Origin of the sequence: Methylocystis borbori (genome assembly GCF_036576025.1) — a bacterium.
Taxonomy (GTDB): Bacteria; Pseudomonadota; Alphaproteobacteria; order Rhizobiales; family Beijerinckiaceae; genus Methylocystis; species Methylocystis borbori.
Genome location: NZ_JAZHYN010000018.1, coordinates 38087 through 61788 on the forward strand (window position 1 = coordinate 38087; position 23702 = coordinate 61788).

General features: G+C 64.6%; 21 protein-coding genes, 1 tRNA gene and 1 other RNA gene. 14 read left to right on the forward strand and 9 right to left on the reverse strand.

Translation table 11 applies throughout. The annotated features are described in order from the left end of the window. On the reverse strand, window positions 1–795 hold the full coding sequence (locus V3H18_RS08020; protein WP_332081489.1) for a protein-disulfide reductase DsbD domain-containing protein: 795 nt from the start codon (window positions 793–795) through the stop codon (window positions 1–3). Between the two features lie 94 nt (window positions 796–889). Here V3H18_RS08020 and V3H18_RS08025 point away from each other — a divergent pair, with 94 nt between their 5' ends. After that, window positions 890–1534, forward strand: a complete 645-nt coding sequence (locus V3H18_RS08025) for a YqgE/AlgH family protein (RefSeq protein WP_332081490.1) — start codon at window positions 890–892, stop codon at window positions 1532–1534. 74 nt (window positions 1535–1608) lie between these two features. Here V3H18_RS08025 and V3H18_RS08030 read toward each other — a convergent pair whose 3' ends face one another. Beyond that, window positions 1609–2322, reverse strand: coding sequence for a hypothetical protein (locus tag V3H18_RS08030; protein ID WP_332081492.1), 714 nt, complete (start codon window positions 2320–2322; stop codon window positions 1609–1611). Between the two features lie 39 nt (window positions 2323–2361). Then, a complete protein-coding gene (locus V3H18_RS08035; RefSeq protein WP_332081493.1) occupies window positions 2362–3210 on the reverse strand; it encodes a P-loop NTPase family protein in 849 nt (282 codons plus the stop codon). Window positions 3211–3474: 264 nt separating this feature from the next. Between V3H18_RS08035 and V3H18_RS08040 the strand changes: the two genes are divergently transcribed. The 7 genes from V3H18_RS08040 to cysN are packed head-to-tail and all read left to right on the forward strand — an operon-like array spanning window position 3475 to window position 9671. After that, window positions 3475–3843 carry a 2Fe-2S iron-sulfur cluster-binding protein gene (locus V3H18_RS08040; RefSeq protein ID WP_332081494.1) on the forward strand — a complete coding sequence of 123 codons (369 nt, stop codon included), beginning with the start codon at window positions 3475–3477 and terminating at the stop codon, window positions 3841–3843. Then, complete coding sequence (locus V3H18_RS08045; protein ID WP_332081495.1) at window positions 3843–4160, forward strand: DUF2849 domain-containing protein; 318 nt, start codon at window positions 3843–3845, stop codon at window positions 4158–4160. The genes V3H18_RS08040 and V3H18_RS08045 overlap by 1 nt, the downstream gene beginning before the upstream one ends. Next, window positions 4157–5881 carry a nitrite/sulfite reductase gene (locus V3H18_RS08050; protein WP_332081496.1) on the forward strand — a complete coding sequence of 575 codons (1725 nt, stop codon included), beginning with the start codon at window positions 4157–4159 and terminating at the stop codon, window positions 5879–5881. The genes V3H18_RS08045 and V3H18_RS08050 overlap by 4 nt, the downstream gene beginning before the upstream one ends. After that, on the forward strand, window positions 5865–6371 hold the full coding sequence (locus tag V3H18_RS08055; RefSeq protein WP_332081497.1) for a DUF934 domain-containing protein: 507 nt from the start codon (window positions 5865–5867) through the stop codon (window positions 6369–6371). Before V3H18_RS08050 ends, V3H18_RS08055 begins: the two co-directional genes overlap by 17 nt. Beyond that, window positions 6368–7120 (forward strand): phosphoadenylyl-sulfate reductase, encoded by a 753-nt coding sequence (locus V3H18_RS08060; protein WP_332081498.1) that lies wholly within the window; start codon window positions 6368–6370, stop codon window positions 7118–7120. Before V3H18_RS08055 ends, V3H18_RS08060 begins: the two co-directional genes overlap by 4 nt. Continuing rightward, window positions 7117–8034, forward strand: a complete 918-nt coding sequence (gene cysD / locus V3H18_RS08065) for a sulfate adenylyltransferase subunit CysD (RefSeq protein ID WP_332081499.1) — start codon at window positions 7117–7119, stop codon at window positions 8032–8034. The genes V3H18_RS08060 and cysD overlap by 4 nt, the downstream gene beginning before the upstream one ends. Window positions 8035–8036: 2 nt before the next feature. Further along, complete coding sequence (cysN, locus tag V3H18_RS08070; RefSeq protein ID WP_332081500.1) at window positions 8037–9671, forward strand: sulfate adenylyltransferase subunit CysN; 1635 nt, start codon at window positions 8037–8039, stop codon at window positions 9669–9671. 192 nt (window positions 9672–9863) lie between these two features. On the opposite strand, the gene polA is transcribed toward cysN, so the two are convergent. After that, complete coding sequence (gene polA, locus V3H18_RS08075; protein WP_332081501.1) at window positions 9864–12866, reverse strand: DNA polymerase I; 3003 nt, start codon at window positions 12864–12866, stop codon at window positions 9864–9866. A 96-nt stretch (window positions 12867–12962) separates the two neighbouring features. Between polA and aroC the strand changes: the two genes are divergently transcribed. Further along, on the forward strand, window positions 12963–14045 hold the full coding sequence (gene aroC / locus V3H18_RS08080; protein WP_332081502.1) for a chorismate synthase: 1083 nt from the start codon (window positions 12963–12965) through the stop codon (window positions 14043–14045). 71 nt (window positions 14046–14116) lie between these two features. Here aroC and V3H18_RS08085 read toward each other — a convergent pair. Next, window positions 14117–14193, reverse strand: a tRNA-Met gene (locus tag V3H18_RS08085). 56 nt (window positions 14194–14249) lie between these two features. Continuing rightward, window positions 14250–15419, reverse strand: coding sequence for a radical SAM family heme chaperone HemW (gene hemW, locus V3H18_RS08090; RefSeq protein WP_332081503.1), 1170 nt, complete (start codon window positions 15417–15419; stop codon window positions 14250–14252). A 99-nt stretch (window positions 15420–15518) separates the two neighbouring features. On the opposite strand from hemW, the gene V3H18_RS08095 reads away from it, so the two are divergent. Further along, window positions 15519–16610, forward strand: a complete 1092-nt coding sequence (locus tag V3H18_RS08095) for a hypothetical protein (protein ID WP_332081504.1) — start codon at window positions 15519–15521, stop codon at window positions 16608–16610. A 12-nt stretch (window positions 16611–16622) separates the two neighbouring features. On the opposite strand, the gene ada is transcribed toward V3H18_RS08095, so the two are convergent. Further along, window positions 16623–17705 (reverse strand): bifunctional DNA-binding transcriptional regulator/O6-methylguanine-DNA methyltransferase Ada, encoded by a 1083-nt coding sequence (gene ada, locus V3H18_RS08100; RefSeq protein WP_332081505.1) that lies wholly within the window; start codon window positions 17703–17705, stop codon window positions 16623–16625. Window positions 17706–17833: 128 nt separating this feature from the next. On the opposite strand from ada, the gene V3H18_RS08105 reads away from it, so the two are divergent. Beyond that, window positions 17834–18856 (forward strand): histone deacetylase family protein, encoded by a 1023-nt coding sequence (locus tag V3H18_RS08105; protein ID WP_332081506.1) that lies wholly within the window; start codon window positions 17834–17836, stop codon window positions 18854–18856. A 12-nt stretch (window positions 18857–18868) separates the two neighbouring features. On the opposite strand, the gene hisG is transcribed toward V3H18_RS08105, so the two are convergent. Together hisG and V3H18_RS08115 are read right to left on the reverse strand one after the other, a co-directional pair. Continuing rightward, the gene (hisG, locus tag V3H18_RS08110) at window positions 18869–19840 is read right to left on the reverse strand and encodes an ATP phosphoribosyltransferase (protein ID WP_332081507.1); all 972 of its coding nucleotides are present in this window, start codon (window positions 19838–19840) and stop codon (window positions 18869–18871) included. Next, on the reverse strand, window positions 19837–20991 hold the full coding sequence (locus tag V3H18_RS08115) for an ATP phosphoribosyltransferase regulatory subunit (RefSeq protein ID WP_332081508.1): 1155 nt from the start codon (window positions 20989–20991) through the stop codon (window positions 19837–19839). The genes hisG and V3H18_RS08115 overlap by 4 nt, the downstream gene beginning before the upstream one ends. A gap of 320 nt (window positions 20992–21311) precedes the next feature. Here V3H18_RS08115 and ffs point away from each other — a divergent pair. The 3 genes from ffs to V3H18_RS08130 form a co-directional block, all read left to right on the forward strand. After that, an RNA gene (gene ffs, locus V3H18_RS08120) (signal recognition particle sRNA small type) lies at window positions 21312–21408 on the forward strand. 284 nt (window positions 21409–21692) lie between these two features. Next, window positions 21693–22181 carry a hypothetical protein gene (locus V3H18_RS08125; protein WP_332081509.1) on the forward strand — a complete coding sequence of 163 codons (489 nt, stop codon included), beginning with the start codon at window positions 21693–21695 and terminating at the stop codon, window positions 22179–22181. A gap of 252 nt (window positions 22182–22433) precedes the next feature. Further along, the coding region (locus tag V3H18_RS08130; RefSeq protein ID WP_332081510.1) for a DNA polymerase III subunit gamma/tau at window positions 22434–23702 on the forward strand (1269 nt) is incomplete at its 3' end.

Below are 23702 nucleotides of genomic sequence, written 5' to 3' on the forward strand. Positions count from 1 at the left end.
TCATTCCAGCCGCGCCGGGGCCTCGAAGGCTTCCTGATCGGTGACGATGGTGAGCGTGGCGTCGGCGGCCTTGGGCTTTTCGCCGGTCGCAAAGAGCGTCAGCTCGAATCCGTCGCCGACCTTTTTGCTGTCGAGAAACAAGGGCTCCGGCGCCTCGGGAAATAAATCCAGCGCCTTGCCGGGGCCAAGATAGACGAGCCGCCAAGCGGCGTCGCCTTCCGCCCGTTTGAGCGTGAGGCGCTTTTTCGCCTCCCCCGCCGTCAGTTTTTTGGGCACGAGCCGCTCGGCTTCGGCGATGTCGGCCGCATGGGGCGAAGACCCTTCGCGCGGCAGATCCAGCGACAGATCGGCCCGGCCGGGCAGGCAGATTTTGCTGCAAGCGGCGTAGTCGAGCGCGAGGTTGAGTTTCACCGGCGCGCCGGGATCGCGCGGCGTGACCTTCAGGGGGAAGATCACCCGCGAATCATAGCCGGCGACGGTCGTTCCCGCTTCGTCGATATGTTTGGGCGCCGGAAAGAAGGGCTCCACCTTCGCGACATTGACCGAATGGGAGAAATCGAAAACTGGCGGGGCGCCCGACTCGCCGGGCTGGCGCCAATAGGTGATGGCGCCAGCGTCGAGATCGATCTCGACGCCGGCGCGATAGACGCCCGCCTGCGGCGGACCGGCCGACAGCAGCCGCGCGCTTGAAAGCGCGCCCTTGGCGGCGGCCGAGGCGAAAGGCGCGTCGCCGGCGTGAGAGGCCGGCGTCAGCGCCACGAGCAGAGCCGGGAGAAGGAATGTCAGGCGCGTCATGGGCTTCCTACCGCCTCGACTTATACAGTCGAGGCAATCAGTTGTGACAGTTGAGCCGCTTGTCCTAGCGCGGCGGCCGGCGTAGCATGATTTTATGCGCGCCATCAGCAAGAAAAAAGATTTGGGAAGACCTGTCGGCAGCGGGCCGCGCAAGGCGGAAAAGCGCTACCTCGACGGTCAGATGCTCATCGCCATGCCGAGCATGCTCGATCAACGCTTCGCGCGATCTGTCATCTATATGTGCGCCCATTCCGAGGAAGGCGCGATGGGGATTGTGGTCAACCAGCCCGCGCGCGTGCGCAATTTCCCCGAACTCCTCGTGCAATTGCAGGTCATCGCGCCGGAGGAGCGCATCAGCCTGCCACACGGCGCCGAGGACATTCAGGTGCTCTCGGGCGGACCGGTGCAGACCGATCGCGGCTTCGTGTTGCATTCGCCGGATTTCTTCCTCGACAATTCCACCTTGCCGATCGACGACGACGTGTCGCTCACCGCGACAATCGACATTCTGCGCGCCATCGCCTCTGGGGAGGGGCCGCATCGCGCGCTGCTCGCGCTGGGCTACGCCGGCTGGGACGCCGGCCAGCTCGAAGAGGAAATTCAGCGCAACGGCTGGCTCAACTGTCCCGCCGATCCGGCGCTGCTGTTCGACCGCGATCTCGACACCAAATACGTCCGCGCGCTGCGCTCCATCGGCGTCGACCCCGCGCGCCTGTCGGGAAGCTCGGGCCACGCCTGAGGGCGCGATCGCTGCCTAAAGTATAGAGCGCGCTTTACGCGAAAAGCCGCATTCCACTTTTTCGTAGCGGCCTGCTAACGAAGGCAGTCGCTCGACTGCAGATCGAGCCGCAGTTCGAAGCTTTGAAACTGGGTGAAGATCGGCAAAATCCATGCCTTGAGCGCGGCGCGCACGACAATGGACATGTCGGCTGGCGGCTCCCTCAGAAAGCCCGATAGCGACAGGTCGAGATCGTCGAGTATGGCCGAAATCGGCGCATCGAGGCGCGGAATGACAAATTTGCCTGTCGCCGGATAGCCCGCGAGGATGGCGAGCGCGTCGCGTCCAAGCGGCGCGGCGCCCTGATTGTGAATGACTGTCATGCCCATGTCCGGCCAGCTCGCGGCGAGCGCCTCGGCGCTGTTCGCAGCTCTCTCGCTGGCGTCGGCCTGATAGAGGACGAGCGGCTCGATTCCGATGCGCCGCGCCGCCTCGAAGAAGCCGCTCTCGGCGATCCTCGCGAAGAGCCGCTCGAAGGAATGATGCGAAACATCGACGATCTTGGGCGTTTCGTCCGCGACGAGCAGTCGCTCGAAGAGCGAAACCTGTCCTTTGGCCTCGCCAATGTCGACGACATGGGCGCGGTCGGGGAAGAACAACGCATAGGCGGGTTCGCGCGCGGCGGCGTCGAAGCCGGCGACCTCGACATGGCGGGAGAGATAATAATCGGTGAGGAGGCGCGCCGCCGTGGTGACGCCGGTTCGCGAATGCGGCGAGCAAACGAAGAAAACGAGCGTGCGGCGCCTCATGCGATCCTCGCGGAAACCATAGGCGACGCGACTGCCGCTTTACCGTCTCTTTTCGCTGGAGAGGAGATCGAGAAGCCCGACGCGCTCGAATTCGTCGGCGACGCGCGCCAGCCATGTGCGCACATAGCCGCGCAGCACGAAGGAATGGTCGGCCTGATTGCCTTCCGCATCCTGATTGGCGATGAAGGTCGAGAAGGGCGTCCCGGAGAGCTCCACCTGCTCATAGGCGAGTTCGCCGAGCTTCGGGATAGTGATTTCGCCCGAGGTGATCACGTCTTCGAAATATTTCGCATGGGTCTGAGGGTCCCATTCGAAGAAGGTGGTCTCGTTGACGTGATTCTTCACCATGAAATAATTGGCGTCGGCGACATAGGGCGCGATTTGGGCGATTTCCTCGAGCGAGGCGATCGAAGGGCCGATCACATGGAGCAGGATGAAGCGGAATTCGCCGCTTTTGACCGCGTCGAAAAAGCCAATCTCGTCGAGCGCCTCCAAAGCCGGGCTTAAGCCGCCGGCGCGCACGTCGATGACGCTGACCTTCGCCTGAGAGGTGTTCAGCGTGTCGATGATCTTCATCTGATCGGCGGGCTCCGTCAGATCGACGATGGCCGTTTCCTCGGGATGAAAGCGATGCAGCGTGCCGCGCGGCGTCTCCGTGTCGAAGGCGCGGGCGTGGATATTATTGAGCGCGAGAAAGTCGAGAATGGCGCGTGCGATCGTCGTTTTGCCGACGCCGCCCTTGTCGGCCCCGACGACGATGACGGTCGGCAGCGCCCGAGCGGCGGCGGGCGCTGGCGGCGGCGGGGGGGCTGGCCGCGCCTCTCGTTGCGGCTCGGCTTCCCGCTTTGCGGGCGGGGCTCTCAAGGCTCGGACGGACTTTTTGACCATACGTACTCCTATGGATTGGCGATTGCTAACGCGGCTCGGCAATGAGGATGAGAACTTACCAAACATGGTTTTAAGCTGCTTGTCATGAGCGAATTTGTGTCGCGACAAATGTGACCGGCGTAAAACACAATTAAATCAAGTTAAATAATTTCTTATCCGTCATTTTTAAAGTGAATTGACAAGCGTACGGTTTGGAGGTTTATGCGTTCGAAATACAGAACGTCCGCGACGGGGTCGTCGGGCGGGTTCATTGCCCTCGACGATATGAGCAACTCCGAAGACATCGTCGCGCAGGCCGCGGCGCCGGCGGCCGAAACGCCCGCCGTTTTGCAGGTGGAAGATCGCGCGGGCGCGATCCATGAAGTCGAAGCCGTCGAAGGCTGGCGACTGATGGAGATTTTGCGCGATCATGGAATCGGCATGGCGAACACATGTGGCGGGGCGCTTGCTTGCGCCGAATGTCACGTCGTCCTCGACGCGGAATCGGCGCGGCGCGTGCCGCCTCCGACCGAGGATGAAATCGAAAAGCTCGATGAGTTGCCGATCCTTTACGAAAATTCGCGGCTCGCTTGCCAGATCATCTGGTCGGACGACATGACGGGACTGAGGCTCAAGCTGGCGCAGGAGACATAATGCCGGCCCTGAAGCATCCGCAAATCCTCGTCGCCTCCAATCTGGCGGACGGCGAACCGGTTTTTCTCGGCCTTGAGGGCTGGGCGCGCGCGCTTGGCTGCGCCCGCGTCGCCCGCGCGCCGGAAGAAGCCGCTGCGCTCGAAGCCTTCGGCAAGAGCGAAATTGCGGCGAACCGCGTCGTCGACGCCTATCTCGTGGATGTGGAGATCGGCGCCGATGGCGCGCCGGCGCCTCTGCATTATCGCGAAAAGATAAGGGCGAAAGGTCCGAGCGTTCGGCTCGATCTTGGCAAACAGGCGGCGGGAGGAGCGTCATGACCGCTCACGATCCCCAGGCGACGCGTCGCCCCAACGCGCCGACGACGACCTATCGCTACGACGAATTCGACGCGGCCTTCGTGCGCGAGCGCGTGGCGGAATTTCGCGAGCAGGTGCGCCGACGGCTTTCCGGCGCCCTGACCGAGGAGGAGTTCCGCCCCTTCCGCCTGATGAACGGGCTCTATCTCCAGCTTCATGCCTATATGCTGCGCGTGGCGATCCCCTACGGCACGCTGATCGCGCCGCAAATGCGCCGGCTCGCCGATATCGCCGACAAATGGGACAAGGGCTACGGCCATTTCACCACGCGGCAGAACCTGCAATACAACTGGCCGAAGCTCGTCGACACGCCCGATATTCTCGAAGCGCTCGCCGAAGTCGAGATGCACGCCATTCAGACGTCGGGCAATTGCATCCGCAACGTCACGGCGGATCATTTCGCCGGCGTCGCGCGCGACGAGATCGAAGATCCGCGCCCGACGGCGGAATATCTGCGCCAGTGGTCGAGCCTGCATCCCGAATTTTCGTTCCTGCCGCGCAAGTTCAAGATCGCCGTGACGGGCGGCGAGCACGATCGCGCCGCGATCATGGTGCATGACATCGGCCTGCGCATCGTCAGGAACGAAGCGGGAGAGATCGGCTATCAGGTGGTGGTCGGCGGCGGGCTCGGCCGTTCGCCTTTCGTCGGCAAGGTCGTCCGAGATTTCGCGCCGCGCGCCGATCTCCTCGCCTATATCGAAGCGGTGATGCGGGTCTATAACCGCTTCGGCCGCCGCGACAATAAATATAAGGCGCGCATCAAAATCCTCGTCCATGAGAAGGGGATCGACGAAATCCGCGCCGAGGTGGAAGCGGAATTCTCCGCGATCGACCGCACGGTCTTCGCGCATGATCCCGAGGAATTCGCGCGCATCGCCGCCTTTTTCGCGCCGCCGCCCTATGAGGCGCTGCCCGCCAAATCGCCAGCCCTCGATGCGGCGAAGCTCGAATATCCCGCCTTCGCCAATTTCGTCGACGTGAACGTCAGCCCGCACAAGGTCGACGGCTACGCCATCGTCACCGTGTCGCTCAAACCCATCGGCGGGGTTCCGGGCGACGCGACCTCCGATCAGATGCGCGTCTTGGCCGATTTGAGCGAGCGTTTCGGCTTCGGCGAATTGCGCATCAGCCATGAGCAGAACGTCATCCTGCCGCATGTGAAGCAGGACGACCTCTTCGCTTTATGGCGTGCGCTCGACGCGGCGGGACTCGCGACCGCCAACGCCGGGCTCATCTCGGACATCATCTCCTGCCCAGGCCTCGACTATTGCTCGCTCGCCACGGCGCGCTCGATTCCGATCGCCCAGGCGATCTCGAAGCGCTTCTCCGACATGTCGCGCCAGCGCCGCATCGGCAAATTGGGCGTCAAAATATCCGGCTGCATCAACGCCTGCGGACATCATCACATTGGCGCGATCGGCATTCTCGGCCTTGAGAAGAAGGGCCAGGAATCCTATCAGATCACGCTTGGCGGCGATCCGACCTTCTCGGCGTCGATCGGCGAATTGCTGGGGCCGGGCGTGACGGCGGAGCAGGTGCCCGACGTGATCGAACATCTCGTCGATTTCTATCTTTCCGAGCGGCTGGAAAACGAGCAATTCATCGATACATGGCGGCGCGTCGGCCACGCGCGCTTCAAGGACGCCTTGCGACGGGAGGGCGAGGATGGCGCTGATATCTGACGGCCGCTTCGTGGAAGACGCCTGGCGCCGGCTCGCCGACGAAGAGGCGCTGCCGAAAAGCGGCAAGGTCATCGTCTCTCTGCCGCGGCTCGACCATGCGCTCGAAATTCAAACGTCCGAGATGACGCTGGGCGCGATCGTTCCCAATACGGCGGAGCCGTCGGCGCTTATGAGCGCCTTGCCGCGGCTGGGCCTCGTCTCCATCGCCTTTCCCGCTTTCGCCGACGGACGCGGCTTCTCGCTTGCGCGCCTCTTGAGACGCGCGGGGTTCGCCGGCGAACTGCGGGCGAGCGGGCGCCTCGTCGCCGATCAATATCCGCATCTTGTCGGTTGCGGTTTCGATACGGTCGAAATTCCCGACGATCTTGCGGAGCGGCAGGACGAGAGCCAGTGGCGCGCGGCGCTCGCGGCCTATTCGCGCGCCTATCAGCGCGGCTACGCTGCGCGCAGCTCTGTTCTCGAAGCGCGCCGAAAGGCGCTGCGCCCATGAAGCCGTCGCTCGTCGAAACGCTGGAGCCGCGCCTCGCGCCGCTCGATCTCGACCATCGCCTGCTGCTCGTGCGGGAATTCATTCCCGGACGCATCGTGTTCACGACGAGCTTCGGGATCGAGGACCAGCTGATCGCGCATTCGATTTTCACCCAGGGTCTCGACATCGACGTCGCGACGATCGATACGGGCAGGCTTTTTCCGGAAACCTACGAACTTTGGGAGCGCACGGAGGCGCGCTACGCCCGGCGCATTCGCGCCGCCTATCCGCAGGCCGCGCCGCTCGAAGCGCTGATCGAAGAGCAGGGGATCAACGGCTTTTATAAATCCATCGAGGCGCGCAAGGCCTGCTGCCATGTGCGCAAGGTTGAGCCGCTTTCGCGCCTGCTCGCGGGCGTTTCGGCCTGGGTGACGGGGCTTCGCGCCGATCAGTCCGACGCGCGCGGCGATGTCGCGCTCATCGCTTTCGACGCCGCGCACAAGCTCTTGAAGCTCAACCCGCTGGCCGACTACAGCCGCGACGCCGTCGTCGCCGCGGTCGAGGAATTTTCCGTGCCGATCAACGATCTTCACGCCAAAGGCTTTCTCTCCATCGGCTGCGCGCCCTGCACGCGCGCCGTGCTGCCGGGAGAAAGCGAACGCGCGGGCCGCTGGTGGTGGGAAGAAGACAATAAAAAGGAATGCGGCCTCCATGTCGGCGAGGACGGCGTCTTGCGTCGCGGGCCGCCGCCGCATGAGGCGCGCCAATGAGCGCTCTCGCCACGCGTTCGCTCGGCCATCTCGATCGCCTCGAAGCCGAAAGCATTCACATCCTGCGGGAGACCGTCGCCGAGTGCGAACGGCCGGTGATGCTCTATTCGATCGGCAAGGATTCGGCGGCGATGCTGCATGTCGCCATGAAGGCTTTCTATCCCTCAAAGCCGCCCTTTCCGCTGCTGCACGTCAATACGACCTGGAAATTTCGCGAAATGATCGAATTTCGCGATCGCCGCATGAAGGAGCTAGGGCTCGAGCTGATCGAATATATCAATCCCAAGGGGATTGAGATGAACATCAATCCCTTCGTCCATGGCTCCAAGCTGCATACGGAGATCATGAAGACGGAGGCGCTCAAACAGGCGCTCGACAAATATCAGTTCGACGCGGCCTTCGGCGGCGCGCGCCGCGATGAGGAAAAGTCGCGCGCCAAGGAGCGCGTGCTGTCCTTCCGCACCGCACAGCATCGCTGGGACCCCAAGAATCAGCGGCCCGAATTCTGGCGCCTGTACAATACGCGCAAGGCGCCGGGAGAGAGCCTGCGCGTCTTCCCCATGTCCAATTGGACCGAGGCCGACATATGGGATTACGTCGCGCGCGAAGGCATCCCCGTCGTTCCGCTCTACTTCGCCAAAAAGCGTCCCGTCGTGCGCCGCAACGGCTCGCTCATCATGGTCGACGATAATCGCATGGAGCTTCTGCCCGGCGAAAAGATCGAACAGAAGATGGTGCGGTTTCGTACGCTCGGCTGCTATCCGCTGACGGGCGGCATCGAGAGCGACGCGACCAATCTCGAGGAGATCATCGCCGAGATGCGCGACAGCCGGTCCTCGGAGCGGCAGGGACGGCTGATCGATTACGACGGCTCCAGCTCCATGGAGCAGAAGAAGCAGGAAGGATATTTCTGACAATGCATGGGGCCGTCGCCGTCGTATCGCCTTCGCCTTCGCGCGCGCCGACGCGGCACGTCGGCGAAAAGCCGTTGCTGCGCTTTATCACCTGCGGCTCGGTGGACGACGGCAAATCGACGCTGATCGGGCGGATGCTCTATGACGCCGATCTTGCGCCCGACGACGTCATCGCCGCGCTCGAAAGCGATTCGAAGAAGCACGGCACGCAGGGCGAGGCGCTCGATTTCGCGCTGCTCGTCGACGGGCTGGCCGCGGAGCGCGAGCAGGGCATCACGATCGACGTCGCCTATCGCTATTTTGCGACCGACAAACGCAAATTCATCGTCGCCGACACGCCGGGCCACGAGCAATATACCCGCAACATGGCGGTCGGCGCCTCGACCGCCGATCTCGCGATCCTGCTCGTCGACGCGCGCAAGGGCATATTGCCGCAAACGCGCCGGCACAGCGTCATCACCTCGATGTTCGGCGTGCGCCATGTCGTCGTCGCCGTCAATAAGATGGATCTCGTCGGCTATAGCGAAGAGGTTTTCCGCAAGATCGAACGGGACTTCCGCGTCTTCGCCGAACATCTTCGCTTCGCCTCCATCTATGTCGCGCCGCTCGTCGCCACCAATGGCGACAATCTCGTCCATCGCAGCGCGGAGATGCCTTGGCACGACGGCCCGCCGCTGCTCTCCTATCTCGAAGGCGTCGCGGTCGAGGACGCGATGCGTATCGCGCCGTTCCGCATGCCGGTGCAATGGGTGAACCGGCCAAACCTCGATTTTCGCGGCTTTTCCGGCTTCATCAGCGGCGGCAATATTCAGCCCGGCGACATCATCCGCATTCAGCCGGCCGGGCGCGATACGCGCGTCGAGAGAATCGTGACCTTCGACGGCGATCTCGACAGCGCCGTCTCCGGCCAATCCGTGACCGTGACGCTCGCCGAAGAAATTGACGTTTCGCGCGGCGATCTCCTCTGTTCGCCCGTCTCGCCGGCCAAAGCGGGCGACCGTCTCGAAGCGCGGCTCCTGTGGCTGGTGCGCGAGCCGCTCGCCATCGGCAAGAGCCATCTCTTGAAGATCGGCGCGAAGACGACGCCGGCGCGCGTCACGGCGGTCGACGCCCGCATAGAGATCGAAACCGGCCTTGCGACGCCGCTTGCGGCGGGAGAGTCGCTCGCCTTCAACGAGATCGGCGAGGCGCGCCTGTCGCTCGAGACCGTCGTCGCCTGCGACCCCTATGTAGAAAATCGCGAAACCGGCGGCTTCATTCTCATCGACCGCGTCACCAACGAGACGATCGCGGTCGGCATGGTGAAATCGGTCGCGGCCTCGAACGAGCGTCCCGCGCCGCCGCTGACCGAGCTCAGCTACGCCTCGATGGAAGGCTTGCCGCTGGCGCGCCAATCGCTGCGGCCGACGCCGACGCGCAGCCTCGTCAAGGCGCTGTCCTGGCTCCTGCCGGCGAGCGCTTCGACCTGTCTGATTCTCTATGCTTTCATCAAGGACCTGGAGCTTTCCGCCGAAATCACCGGCGTCGAGATGCTCGCGATTTTCGCGCTTTATTATTTCCACGAGCGGTTCTGGGCGCGGCTTAGTTTCGGTCTCGCGAGCAGGGAAACGCCGCCGCCGGACGACGCGGGCCTGTAGTCGAGCCGCTCTCTACGGCATCCGTTTGATTCGTTCGCTAGGCGTGTCATTCTCGGCAGGCCGAAGGCCTGACCGGGAATCCAGAGCAACATCCACGCGGCTTGTTGTGATTCTGGATTCCCGATCGCGCGCATAGCGCGCGTCGGGAATGACAGCCGAGCCGTTCAACCGAGAATGGCGTTATTTCTTGAATTAATGCGCCTCGTCCCAATTGGCGGCGGCGCGGGCGTCGACTTTGAGCGGAACGGAAAGATGGGCGGCGGGCGCCGGCGCCCGCTCCATCACGCGGCGCGCCACTTCGATCGTCGCCTCCGCTTCGCCCGCCGCCGCCTCGAAGACGAGTTCGTCATGCACTTGCAGCAGCATTTGCGCCGAAAGGCCGGCGCTCGCGAGCGCGTCGTCCATGCGCACCATCGCCCGGCGGATGATGTCGGCCGCCGCGCCCTGGATCGGCGCGTTAATCGCGGCGCGCTCGTAGAAGGCTCGGTCGGAGGCGTTGGCCGAGGCGATGCGCGGGAAATGATAGACGCGGCCGAAGATGGTCGTGACTTCGCACTTCTCGCGCACCGTCTTGCGGGTCGCGTCCATATAATCGCGAATGCCGGGGAAGCGCTCGAAGTAACGCTTGATATAGGCGCCCGCCTCCTCGCGCGAAATGCCGAGCTGATTGGCGAGGCCGAACGCCGAAATGCCGTAGATGATGCCGAAATTGATCGCCTTGGCGCGTCGGCGCACCTCGGCCGGCATGTCCTTGACCGGCACGCCGAACATTTCGCTCGCCGTCATGGCGTGAATGTCGAGATTGTCCGCGAAGGCTTTCTTCAATTGCGGAATATCGGCGATATGTGCGAGGAGCCGCAGCTCGATCTGCGAATAATCCGCCGAGATCAGCACGCGTCCCGGCGCGGCGATGAAAGCCTTGCGAATCTTGCGGCCCGCCTCGTTGCGCACGGGAATATTCTGCAGATTCGGCTCCGAGGAGGAGAGCCGCGCGGTCGTCGTCGCGGCGAGCGCATAGGACGTATGCACGCGGCCCGTCTCCGGATTGACATAGCCGGGCAGGGCGTCGGCGTAGGTGCTCTTGAGCTTCGAGAGCTGGCGCCAGTCGAGAATGCGCCGTGCGAATGCGTTGCCTTCCGCGGCGAGGTCTTCGAGCACGCTCGCCGAGGTCGACCAGGCGCCCGTCGCCGTCTTTTTGGCGCCGGGCAGACCCATCTTGCCGAAAAGAATATCGCCCAATTGCTTGGGCGAGCCGAGGTTGAAGCTCTCGCCCGCAAGTTCGAAGATGTCGGCCTCAAGGCGCGCCATGTCCTGCGCGAATTCGCCCGAGAGGCGCGAGAGAATGGCGCGGTCGATCATGACGCCGCGCCGCTCCATGCGCATCAGCGTCGCGACCATGGGCCGCTCCAAGGTCTCATAGACATTGGTCATATGCTCGGCGGGAAGCCGCGGCTTCAGCGCGCGCCACAGTCGCAGCGACACATCCGCGTCCTCTGCGCCATATTCCGTCGCCTTGTCGAGCGCGACGCGGGCGAAGCCGATGAAGCTGCGTCCCGAGCCCGCGACCGAAGCGAATGTGATGTTCTCATGCCCGAGATGCTTGAGCGCCAATTCGTCGAGGCCGTGATTGTTGAGGCCGGAGTCGAGCGCATAGGAGATCAGCATCGTATCCTCGATCGGCGCCACGTCGATTCCGTAACGTGCGAGAACGAGCAGATCATATTTCATATTATGCGCGATCTTGAGGATCGCCGCGTCTTCGAACAAGGGCTTCAGTTTCGCAATCGCCTCGCCGAGCGGGATCTGGCTGGAAAGCAGAGCGGCGCCGCCAAAGAGATCGCCGGAGCCATGTTCGCGATGCCCGAGCGGAATGTAGCAGGCGCGACCGGGCGCGACCGCCAGGGAGACGCCGACCAGTTCGCATTGCATGGGATCGAGCGAGGTCGTTTCCGTATCGAGCGCGACGATTCCAGCCTCGCGGGCGTCGGCGATCCAGCGATCGAGGCGCTCGAGCGAGGTCACGCATTCGTATGCGGAGCGGTCGATCTTCGTCGCCTGCGCTTCGGCCTGGCGCGTGGCGACAAGGCTTGCGGGCGTGAATTCTTCCGCCGCGCTCTTTCCCGCCGGCTTGGCCGGTTCGGCGGCTTGCGGCGCGGCTGGCGCGTCTTCCCGCACTTCGCCGTCGCGCGCGCGCCAGCCGGCGGGGCCGACGAAATTGGGATCAGGCGCGACGTCATGGATATCGACGCCGTAAAGCTCGGCGACGCGCCGCGTGATCGTCGTGAACTCCATCGCCTGCAGAAAGGCGACGAGCGTCCTGGCGTCGGGCTCGTGCAAGCCCAAATCTTCGAGCGGCGTCTCGACGGGCGCGTCGCGCACAAGCGTGACGAGCTTTTTGGAGAGGCGGATGAGCTTGACGGCTTCCGGTTCGGTCAGCGCCTCGCGGCGCTTGGGCTGCTTGATCTCGGGCGCCTTGGCGAGCAGCGTATCGAGATCGCCATATTCATTGATGAGCTGCGCGGCGGTCTTTACGCCAATGCCCTTGGCGCCCGGCACATTGTCGGTCGAATCGCCGGCAAGCGCCTGCACGTCCACCACTTTGTCCGGCGTCACGCCGAAATAGTCGATGACCTCGGCCTCGCCGATGATCCGCTCTTCGCGCGATCCCTTCGCGCCCGCGGTTCCCGAGGCGGGGTCGTACATGACGACGCCCGGCTCGACGAGTTGCATCAAATCCTTGTCGGCGGAAACGATCAGAACGTCGGCGCCCTTGGCGCGCGCCTGCACGGCGTAAGTGGCGATGAGATCGTCGGCCTCATAGAGATCCTGTTCGATCGGGGTGAGGCCGAAGGCGCGCACGGCCGCCCGCATCAGCGGAAATTGCGGAACGAGATCTTCCGGCGGCTCAGAGCGATGCGCCTTATAATCCGGATAGATTTCCTTGCGGAAGGACTGCTCGCTCTTGTCGAAGATGATGGCGAGATGCGTGGGCTTCGCGCCCGCCGCGCCGTCGCGCACGAATTGCAGAAGCTTCGTGCAGAAGAGCCGCACGGCGCCGGTCGGCAGCCGGTCGGAGCGATAGTTGTATTTCGCGTCCTGCCGGATCGACTGGAAATAGGCGCGAAAGACGAAGGATGAGCCGTCGACGAGAAAGACATGGCTGCCGGGGCCGACGGGCTTATGCGTGAGGGTCATATGTCTATCTTAACGGTCTTGGAAGGCCGCGTCATGGCTCGGCTCGCCGGAGGGCGCCCGTTTGACCGGCGCCGGCGCGCGGCCTAGAAGACCGGCATGTCCCACAATAGTTTCGGCCATCTCTTCCGGGTCACGACCTTTGGCGAAAGCCATGGGCCGGCGCTCGGCGCGATCGTCGACGGCTGTCCGCCGCGGATCGCGCTCGATGCGAGCGACATTCAGGTCTTTCTCGACAAGCGCAAGCCGGGACAATCGCGTTTCACGACGCAGCGGCGCGAGGCCGACGAGGTGAAGATTCTCTCCGGCGTTTTTGCGGGCGCCGATGGGCGCCAGGTGACGACCGGAACGCCGATCGCGCTTCTGATCGAAAATACCGATCAGCGCTCGAAGGACTATGGCGAGATCGCCGACAAATATCGCCCGGGCCACGCCGACTATGTTTACGACGCCAAATATGGCGTGCGCGACCATCGCGGCGGCGGCCGCTCCTCGGCGCGCGAAACCGCCGCGCGCGTCGCCGCCGGCGCGATCGCGCGCAAGGTGATCGCGGGCGTCGTCATTCGCGGCGCGCTGGTGCAGGTCGGGCCGCATAAAATCGACCGCGCGCGTTTCGACTGGGATGAGGTCGAGCGCAATCCGCTCTTTTGTCCCGACGCGCGCACGGCCGAACTCTGGGCGGATTATCTCGACGACGTGCGTAAGGACGGCTCTTCCATCGGCGCGGTCGTGGAGGTCGTCGCCGAGGAGGTTCCCGTCGGATGGGGCGCGCCGGTCTATGGCAAGCTCGACGCCGATCTCGCGGCGGCGATGATGTCGATCAACGCCGTGAAAGGCGTTGAAATCGGCGCCGGCTTCGCCGCCGCCCAATTGACGGGCGAGGAAAACGCCGATGAAATGCGCGCCGGCCGCGATGGGCCGACGTTTCTGTCGAACAATGCCGGCGGCGTGCTCGGCGGCATCTCGACCGGCCAGCCGATCGTCGTGCGCTTCGCGGTGAAGCCGACCTCGTCGATTCTGACGCCGCGCCAGACCATCGACCGCTTCGGCAAAGAAACCGACATCGTCACCAAGGGCCGCCACGACCCTTGCGTCGGCATCCGCGCCGTGCCGGTGGGCGAAGCGATGATGGCCTGCGTGCTCGCCGACCATTTCCTGCGCCATCGCGGGCAGGTGGGGTGAGCGGGGCCTTATGCGCGCCGATTATTTAAGAAGGCTCGCCGGGGGGACGAAGACGATCGCCCCATGAAACTTGGTTGCGGGGGCAGGATTTGAACCTACGACCTTCAGGTTATGAGCCTGACGAGCTACCGGGCTGCTCCACCCCGCGCCAATCGCCGTCTATCTAGGCGCCCTGTCGGCCGACAACAAGGGATCGCCAACGCCTTAGGCGGCGAGGTCCGCCACCACGGCGTCGAGCACCGGAAAACCTTCAGAGCTCACCCGCAGCCGGTTCTCGCGGGTGAACTCCACAAGCCCGTCGCCCACGAGCTCGCTGATGCGCGACTGCGACAGGCGCTTGCCGGTGAGCAGGAAATAGCGCTGCGGATCGACGCCCTCGCGCAGCCGCAGCCCCATCAGCAGAAATTCGTCGCCTTCCTGCTCGGAGGACAGCAAGTCGTCCTCGACGAGGCCATGGCCCTCGGTCTCGACGCAGGTGAGCCACATTTCCGGATGGCGCTCGGCGGCCTGGGCGCGGCGTCCGCGCGGCGTGACGATGCGCCCATGGGCGCCGGGGCCGACGCCGACATATTCGCCATAGCGCCAATAAACGAGATTATGCCGGCACTCCGCGCCGGGCCGGGCATGGTTCGAGACTTCGTAGGCGGGAAGGCCGGCGCGGATGGTCGCTTCCTGGGTCACGTCCCACAGCGCGCGCTGGGCGTCGGCGCCCGGCAGCGTCATCTTGCCGGAATTGACCATGCGCTCGAACATGGTCTCGGGCTCGATCGTCAATTGATAGAGCGAGACATGCTCCGGCGCGCGGACAAGCGCCAGCTCCAGCTCCTTGCGCCAGGCGGCGGGCGTTTGGCCCGCGCGGCCATAAATGAGATCGAAGGAAACGCGCTCGAAGACGGAATTGGCGACGTCGAGCGCCATCAGCGCTTCCGCCACGGAATGCTGGCGTCCGAGCGCGCGCAGATCAATGTCGTTCAAGGCCTGCACGCCGAGCGAGACGCGATTGACGCCGGCCGCCTTGAAGCCCCTGAAGCGCGAGGCTTCGACGCTCGTCGGATTGGCCTCGAGCGTGATCTCGCAGTCCTTGGCGAGGGTCCAATGGCTCGAAATCTGTGAAAGTATCGCCTCGACCGTCGAAGGCGACATCAGCGAGGGCGTGCCGCCGCCGAAAAATATGGAGCGCACTTCGCGCCTTGGCGTGAGCGCGGCGCGGTGGGCGAGCTCCACGCCAAAGGCCTCGACGAAGCGGTCCTCGTCGATCTCGGCCTTGCGGACGTGGCTGTTGAAGTCGCAATAGGGGCATTTCGACAGGCAAAACGGCCAATGGACATAGACGCCGAAGCCTGGGTCGAAAGCGTTGCGAATCGGTGTCGCCATGCCCCTTTATCGCATGAAATGCGGGGCGGGGCACGGCGTCGGCCCTTACCCTTTGGCCTCTTTCGCGATAATTTCCGCGCCGGCATTGGGGACCGCCGCATGGGCGTATGGGATATTTCACGGCTCTGGCGCAGGGTGGGCGCCGCGGAGAAGGGCGATCCGGCGATCGCGGAAATCGCCGGCGAGATTTGCCGCAATCTCGCCGCGCTCGGCCTCTTTGTCGAGTCGAAACAATATGGAACGAGCTTCTGGGAGATCAGGGCGTCGACCTCGCCCAAGATGATCACCACGCCCGACGGGACGGAGGCTTCCGGCGTCGCCTTGCTGCTCGCCGGAAAATTCGAGCCGCCCGCGCTCGTTTTCGAGCAAATCAATTCGCTGAGGCGCGGGCTGGGCCGCGAGATGGTCGAGGCGGCGATCGCCGGCCTGAAGGCGCGCCCCGCCGTCTTCGGGCGCGTCAAGGTCAATGATCTCTCCCCGCGCATGAAGGACGGCCGCAGATGGTGGGAGCATGTCGCCGACGCGCACGCCGAATTCGACTGGGCCATCACCCATGAAGAGCCGTTCGCAAGCGCGTCACGCGTCGCGCAATCGCGCGAACCGTCTCCCTTAACGCTTACAGATATCGCCGCTACGCCAGACTTTCTAAAAAAGCGGCGCAAGCTTGAGGCGCTCTGTCGCGAGCTCGGCTATGACGCGAAGAAAGCGACTCTCAGCCCCGAGAAAAAGACCTTCGACTATCTCGGCCAGAGCTTCGCGTCGGAAGGCGAATCCTTTCCTAATGGCCGCATCGTGATCTTCTATGATCCCGAGATGAGCAAGGCGCGGCTTGGCTGCTGCCTTGCGCATGAAATGCAGCATGTGAAATATTTCTTCGTGCGCGACGCCTATCGCGCCGAGCCGGAAGACGGCCCGCTGCATAAGCGCTTCGCGAAATTTACGCCGGCGGCGCTCGCCCTGCTGCGCGGCGTTTCCAACTATTCGAACGAACATTGGGACGCCTGGAAAGGCGCGGCGCCGCCGAGGCTCTTCTCCATGGAGCTGGAGGAAGGGGAAAGCGAACCGATCAATGAGACGATCGCCGAGGTCGCCAAGGCCCAATATAATTGGGGGCCGGACGTGTGGATCAATCCTGTTTGGCGGGAGCTGCAACAGGCGATCAACGAAGAATATGAGCGGCTCCGGGGGTAAGCGGGCTTTCGCTCAGCGCTCCTTCTCCCTTTCCAAAAGCGCGCGCTTCCTCTCGACGCCCCAATAATAGCCCGAGAGCGCGCCGTCGCTGCGCAGCACGCGGTGACAGGGCACGGCGAGCGAGACAGGATTGGCCGCACAGGCGCCGGCAACGGCGCGCACGGCTTTCGGCGCGCCGATGCGCCGCGCAATCTCGGCGTAGCTTGCCGTTTCTCCCGCCGGAATTTTGCGCAGCGCCGCCCAGACGCGCTGCTGAAAAGCCGTGCCCCGCATGTCGAGCGGCAGGTCGAATGGCGCGCGCGGTTTTTCGACGAGACCCACCGCCGCAGCGACATAGCGCTCGAACGCTTCGTCGGCGCCGATCAGCGTCGCGCGCGGAAAGCGATCCTGCAGATCGCGCAACAACTCCTGTGGATCGTCGCCGAGCGAGATGGCGCAGACGCCCTTGGCGCTCGCCGCGACGAGCACGGCGCCGAGCGAAGATTGGCCGATCGCAAAGCGAATTTCCTCGCGCGCGCCGCCTTTGCGATAGGCGCCTGGCGTCATGCCCAATGTCTCCTTCGCGGTCGCGTAGAAGCGTCCGCTGGAATTAAAGCCTGAATCATAGATCGCTCCGGTCACGGTCGCGCTACTATTCAATCGCTCGCGCAGGCGCGCCCGCCGATGCGCTTGCGCATAGGCCTTGGGCGTTACCCCCGCGATGCGCGAGAAGAGTCTGTGGAAGTGATGAGGGCTGAGACCGGCGGCTCGCGCGAGTTCGGTCAGCGTCGGCGCTGTCTCCGCGGTCTCGATCATCCGGCAAGCGCGCGCAACCTTTGCGGCGTCTTCCGCTTCGCGCGGCGGCGCATTGGGTCCGCAGCGTCGACAAGGACGAAAACCCGCGGCTTCCGCCTCCGCCGCCGTGGCGCAAAAGCGCACATTGGCGCGCTTCGCCGGCCGCGATGGGCAGGAGGGGCGGCAATAGACGCCCGTGGTCGTCACGCAATAGAAAAAGTCGCCGTCGCAACGTCCGTCGCGCGCGACAACCGCCCCCCAGCGCGCGTCGTCGGCGATGCCGAGTAAATTCGCCTGCGTCATGTCCGTCGCCTGCTCCATGGCCTATCTTCGAGGCGAACGCATATCGGCGCAATCCGTTTCTTGCGGTCGAATTGACGACAGGCTGACAGGCGAAAACGATGATCTTATGATTTGCCGAGCGGCGGCGAAGGATCGGATGGAGCGGGATGATGAAGGAGAGCTGCGCCGCCGTTACGCGCCGCGCCGCGATGGCCGGCGCGGCCGCAAGCCTCGCCCTCGGCGGCGCGCGGGCCGAGACGGCGAAGACCCTTCTCGTCACCCACGCCGCTGCGCTCGCGCATGAGATGGGGCCCGCGCATGTCGAGCGGCCTGAGCGGCTGCGCCCGGTGTTGCGCGCGCTGGACGATTCCCGTTTCGCCTCCCTTGCGCGCCTGGATGCGCCTTTGGCGTCGACGGAGGCGCTGTTGCGCGCGCATGCGCCTGAGCATGTGTCGCGGCTTGTGCGAGCGGCGCCGAGGGACGGCTATGCGCGTCTTGGCCCCGACGTCTCGATGAACGGCGCTACGCATGAGGCGGCGCTGCGGGCGGCGGGCGGCGCGTGCGCGGCCGTCGACGCCCTCATGCGCGGCGAAGCGAAAAACGCCTTTGTCGCCATGCGTCCGCCGGGCCATCATGCGACGCGGAGCGAGGCCATGGGCTTTTGCTTCCTCAACAACGCCGCGGTCGCCGCCTTGCATGCGCGCGCGGCTTATGGGGCGTCGCGCGTCGCCGTCGTCGATTTCGACGTGCATCACGGCAATGGCGTGCAGGAGATTTTCTGGAACGACAAGGACGCCCTTTACGCCTCGACGCACCAAATGCCGCTTTATCCCGGCACGGGCGCGGCAAATGAGACCGGCGCGCATGATAATATCGTCAATGCGCCGCTCGTGAAGGGCGATGGCGGCGCGCAATTTCGCGAGGCGCTCGCTTCGCGCATCCTGCCGCGCCTCGACGCCTTCGCGCCAGACCTCATCATTTTTTGCGCCGGCTTCGACGCGCATCTGCATGACCCGCTCGGCGGCCTGCGTTTCCTCGAAGAGGATTTCCGCGACGTGACGCTGCGCGTCATGGAGGTCGCCGCGCGCCGATGCGGCGGACGCATCGTGTCGCTGCTCGAAGGCGGCTACCGGCCGGACGATCTCGCGCGCAGCGTCGCGGCGCATGTCGGCGCGCTGATGGAGGCGTGAGCGCGGGGCGCGTCAGCCCAGCCGCGCCGCGAGCTTGCTCCAGAGCGCGTTTTCGGCGCGAAAGACGTAATCGAAGCGCGCGCTCGCGACGCTCTTCGCGCCATGCGCGATAAGCCAGTCTGCGAGCGCCGCGACATGATGCGCCGGGCAGGCGAAAGCCGCCGATTTGCCATTGCTCTCGCGCAAGGAGGCTCCGAATGTCGTTTCCGCCTCGCGAAGCAGGTCGCCGGCCGCTTCCGGCAGATGCGCGCGCACTTCACGCGTCGTGCGCGCTTCCTCTTCGGCGGCGATGCGCGAGAGGATGATTCGCGCCGCCTCTCGCGCCGTCTCGCTCCAGGGCGCGGCGAGCGAGGCGACGAGATTGGCCTGCGAACGCAGGATCACGCCGTCCTCGATCACTTTCAGCGCATTGGCGGCGAGCGTCGCGCCGGTCGTGGTGATGTCGACGATGAGATCGGCGGAGCCGGCGGCGGGCGCGCCTTCCGTCGCGCCGGAGCTTTCGACGATGCGATAGTCGGAGACGCCATAGCGTGTGAAGAAACGCCGCGTCGTATTCACATATTTCGTCGCGACGCGTAGGCCGCGCCCGTGGCGCGCGCGAAAGCCGTCGGCGACATCGGCGAGATCGCTCATGTGGCGCACGTCGATCCAGGCCTGCGGCACCGCGACGACGACATTGGCGAAACCGAAGCCAAGCGGCGCGAGCAATTCGACCTTGCTTTCCGCGTCGGCGATCTCCTCGCGCACCAGATCTTCGCCGGTGACGCCGAGATGCGCTTCGCCGAGCGCCAGGCGGCGCGTGATTTCGGACGCCGACAGATAGGCGACCTCGGCGCCTTCGACGCCCGCCACCGCGCCGCGATAGTCGCGCGCGCCGCGTCCCTGCGTCAGCTCCAACCCCGCGCGGGCGAAAAAGGCGGCGGCGTTCTCCTGCAGCCGGCCTTTCGAGGGCGAGGCGATGACGAGCTTTTGGGCCTCTCTCATGGCGCGCCTCCCGCGCGCGGCGCGAGGCGGTCGATCCAGATCGCCGCGCCGACGGCCGGAATGTCGGATTTGGCGCCCAGCGTCTTGAGCAGCCGGTCGTAGCGGCCGCCGCCGATCACCGGCTCGTCGCCCCCGGCGTGGCGCGCCTCGAAGACGAAGCCCGTGTAATAGTCGAGATGGCGGGCGAAGCTCGCCGAAAAGCGCATCTCGTCGAGCGCGAGGCCGCGCGCCGCCATGAAGCTGGAGCGCGTATCGAAGGCGTCGAGCGCGGCGGCAAGATCAAGCCGCGCGTCCCCGGCGAGCCCGCGCAAGGCGGCCGAGGCGGCGTCCGGCGCGCCCTCGACGGCGAAGAAAGCCTCGGCGAGCGCGCGCTTTTCCGTCGAGACGCCGGCGCCCTCCGCGAGCGTCGCCTGATCGAGGAAGCGCTCGGCGATCTCGGCGGCGCTGCGGCCGCCAACCGTCGTAATGCCCGCGATGGACAGGAGATCTTCGACAAGGCGGCGCGCGTCAGCGGGATCGGCCTTGGCGAGCGCGGCGAGGACGCCGGACTGTTCGGCGCCGCCGTTGCGGCGGGGCGGGACGAAAATATCGGCGAGCTTCTGGCCGCGCGCATGGCCCGCGGCGAGGCGCCGCCGCCAGACCGGCGGCAGATCGATCCCGTCGAGAAAAGCTCCGACCAGCCCCGCGTCGCCGATGCTCGCCTTGAGGTTTGCGGCGCCGGCGGCGCGCGCCGCTTCGAGCGCGGCGGCGAGAATTTCGGCGTCGGCCGCCTCCCGGTCGTCGCGGCCGAAGCTCTCCAGCCCCGCTTGCAGAAATTCGCCCCCACCCGTGGCGCCCTGCGCTGGCGCGCGAAAAATAGCCCCCCCATAGGCATAGGCCGCCGGCGTCCCGGCCTCGGCGGAGGCGAGATAGTCGAGGCAGACCGGGATCGTATATTCCGGCCGCAGGCAAAGCTCGGCCCCGGAAGCGTCGGTCGTCAGATAGAGATGGCCGCGGAAATCCTCGCCCGAACGGTCGAGAAAGACCCCCGCCGGCTGCAGCAGCCGCGGCTCGCGGCGCGCGAATCCCTCGCGCTCGAAATGCGCGAGAATCGCCGCAAGGCTTACGGCCTGACGGTCGGCGGATTCGGCTGTCGCGGCGGTCACGCGCATTCCCCTTTGAAATTCGCGCTCTCTTTAGCAATTGCGCCGTTGCGGCGCACCCGCTTTCGGGGGAGAGGGTGAATGAAAGCAGAGAAGAGCGGGGGAAGGGCGAAGGTTTCCTCATCCTGAGGAGCCTGCGCAGCAGGCGTCTCGAAGGACGAGGAAGCCGCTTCATGCGCCGCTCTCTGGAACTCGCCCCCGCGCTTCGAGACGGCTCCTGCGGAGCCTCCTCAGCATGAGGGCGAGGACGACTGTCCTTCCCCCGGTTCGTCCTGCGGAGAAGAGACGCCGCCCTTGCATCGCCTGGCGTCCTCTGCCACATAGGGGCCGGGAGGTTGGCGGTGGACGCTTCACTCGCCAACCGGGTCAGGTCCGGAAGGAAGCAGCCCTAACGAGCTTGGGCGGGTCTTCGTTCAGCCTCCCACCGCGGCATGCCCAGGTTGGGCGTAGCCTTAATTTTATGCGCGGGCCGCGCCGAACAACCTTGGCGTGAATGATATTTAAGAACTGAGAACGGGTCACAATTTCATTATGCCCCTGTCTGAAATAAAGAATTCGATCGATATGTAATTCCGGCTGCTTGCCGCGCGCCGTTGCGTTCAGCGCCCCCGCCAAGAATAATGATGGGAGATGCGAGGAGTTCAGCGACTCGCTTACAGGCGGAAACGCCTAACGATATAGTGCCGATGAATTTTAGACGGATCAAATTGTTGATGGAGGTCGTTATGACAAAATCGTGGTTGACGAACCCCGTAAAACGCGCAGCAGCACTTTTCCTGGCGTTGACTATTGTCGTCATTCCGATACAGCGAGCGTTTTCTGGCATCGCAAGTCTTGTTATTACCAAGGATGCGAAGGTAATAATCCAGCCGAGCGAGAACGACGTTGCTCTTGTGCGCGGCAACTTGGCCTGCTCAAGCGGCGACGCGATTAGCATTAGCGTGCAGATTACGCAGTATCACGGGGGGTTAGATTTCGATACGGCTGCTGGCTTTACTCCGAAGCCGATCGAGTGTCCCACAACAAATGTTATAGATTGGCGGGTGGCCGCTCGGTGCTACGGCACGAACGGATGTATAACTTCCGGGCTGAGGGATGGCGTTGCGCTTGCAGTCGCGACGGCGTTTACAACGAAGGGCGCCATAGCCCAGACCACTTCAGAAGTCGTCCTGAAGATAAGCAATGAAACGGCGCCTTAACCCGGCCGCAGTGGGATTGAAGCCGTTTTCCTGAACTTTTGGCGTGAGCGCTGCATTTATAGCCTGACCGGCGCTGTTTTTGGCAAGACGTTTACTCGCGGCCTCGTCTGGCGCCGGCCTTGAGACTATTATTCTTGGGCTGTTGCGGCGGCGTCGGCGCGGCGCGCCCCGCTTTTCGTCGACGGCGAAAAGCGCCACCCGCCTATGCGTCGCGGTGGAAAACAATCTGGCGAACCATTAAGACCCTAATCTATGGCCGATGAGCTGTTTCCGAATCCTATTGGCGCCGATCAGACGCCGCCGACGGCTTACCGGGTGCTGGCGCGCAAATATCGGCCGACGACCTTCGCGGACCTCATCGGCCAGGAGCCGATGGTTCGCACGCTCGAAAACGCTTTCGATCTCAATCGCATCCATCAGGCCTATCTCCTGACCGGCGTGCGCGGCGTCGGCAAGACCACGACCGCGCGGATTCTCGCGCGCGCCTTCAATTACGAGCTGCCGGCGAAGGACGGCCGGCCCGCCATCGACCAGCCGACGATCCATATGGAGGAGCTCGGCGTTCACTGTCAGGCGATCATCGATTCGCGCCACGTCGACGTGCTGGAGATGGACGCCGCCTCGCATACCGGCATCGACGACATTCGCGAGATTATCGACAACGCCCGCTATCGCCCCGTGATGGCGCGCACGAAGGTCTATATCATCGACGAAGTGCACATGCTCTCCAAGGCGGCGTTCAACGGCCTCTTAAAGACGCTGGAAGAGCCGCCGGAGCATGTGAAGTTCATCTTCGCGACGACCGAGATCGACAAAGTGCCGGTGACCGTGCGCTCGCGCTGCCAGCGTTTCGATCTTCGCCGCATCGATGCGGGGCTGCTGACGGAGCATTTGCGCAAGATCTGCGCGGCGGAGAATGTCGCCATCGAACCCGACGCGCTCGCCATGATCGCGCGGGCGGCGGAAGGATCTGCGCGCGACGCGCTTTCGCTTCTCGATCAGGCCATCGCTTACGGCGCGGCGCATTCGGCTGGCGGCGCCATTGCGGCGGAGGATTTGCGCCTCATGCTCGGCGTCGCCGACAAGGCGCGCGTCATCGATCTCTTCGAGAGCGTGATGGCGGGCGACGTCGCCAAAGCCATTGCCGTTCTCGAAGAGCAGTATAATGGCGGCGCCGATCCCGCGCAGGTGCTGCTCGAACTCGCCGAATTCGCGCATCTCGCGACGCGGCTCAAGCTCGCGCCGGAGACGGCGCAATCGGCGGCGCTGACGCCCGAGGAAAAGCGCCGCGGCGAAGAGGCGGCGGCGAGTCTTTCCGTTCCGGCGCTCACCCGCGCCTGGCAGATATTGATGAAGGGCGTCGAGGAATTGCGCGGCTCGCAGCGCCCGCTCGCGGCGGCCGACATGGTGTTGGTGCGGCTCGCCTATGCCGCTGACATGCCGACGCCCGCCGAGGCGCTGCGGCGCCTCGGCTTTGGCGAGAATGCGTCGCCGCCGTCCGAGGAGTCGAAGGCGCGCGCC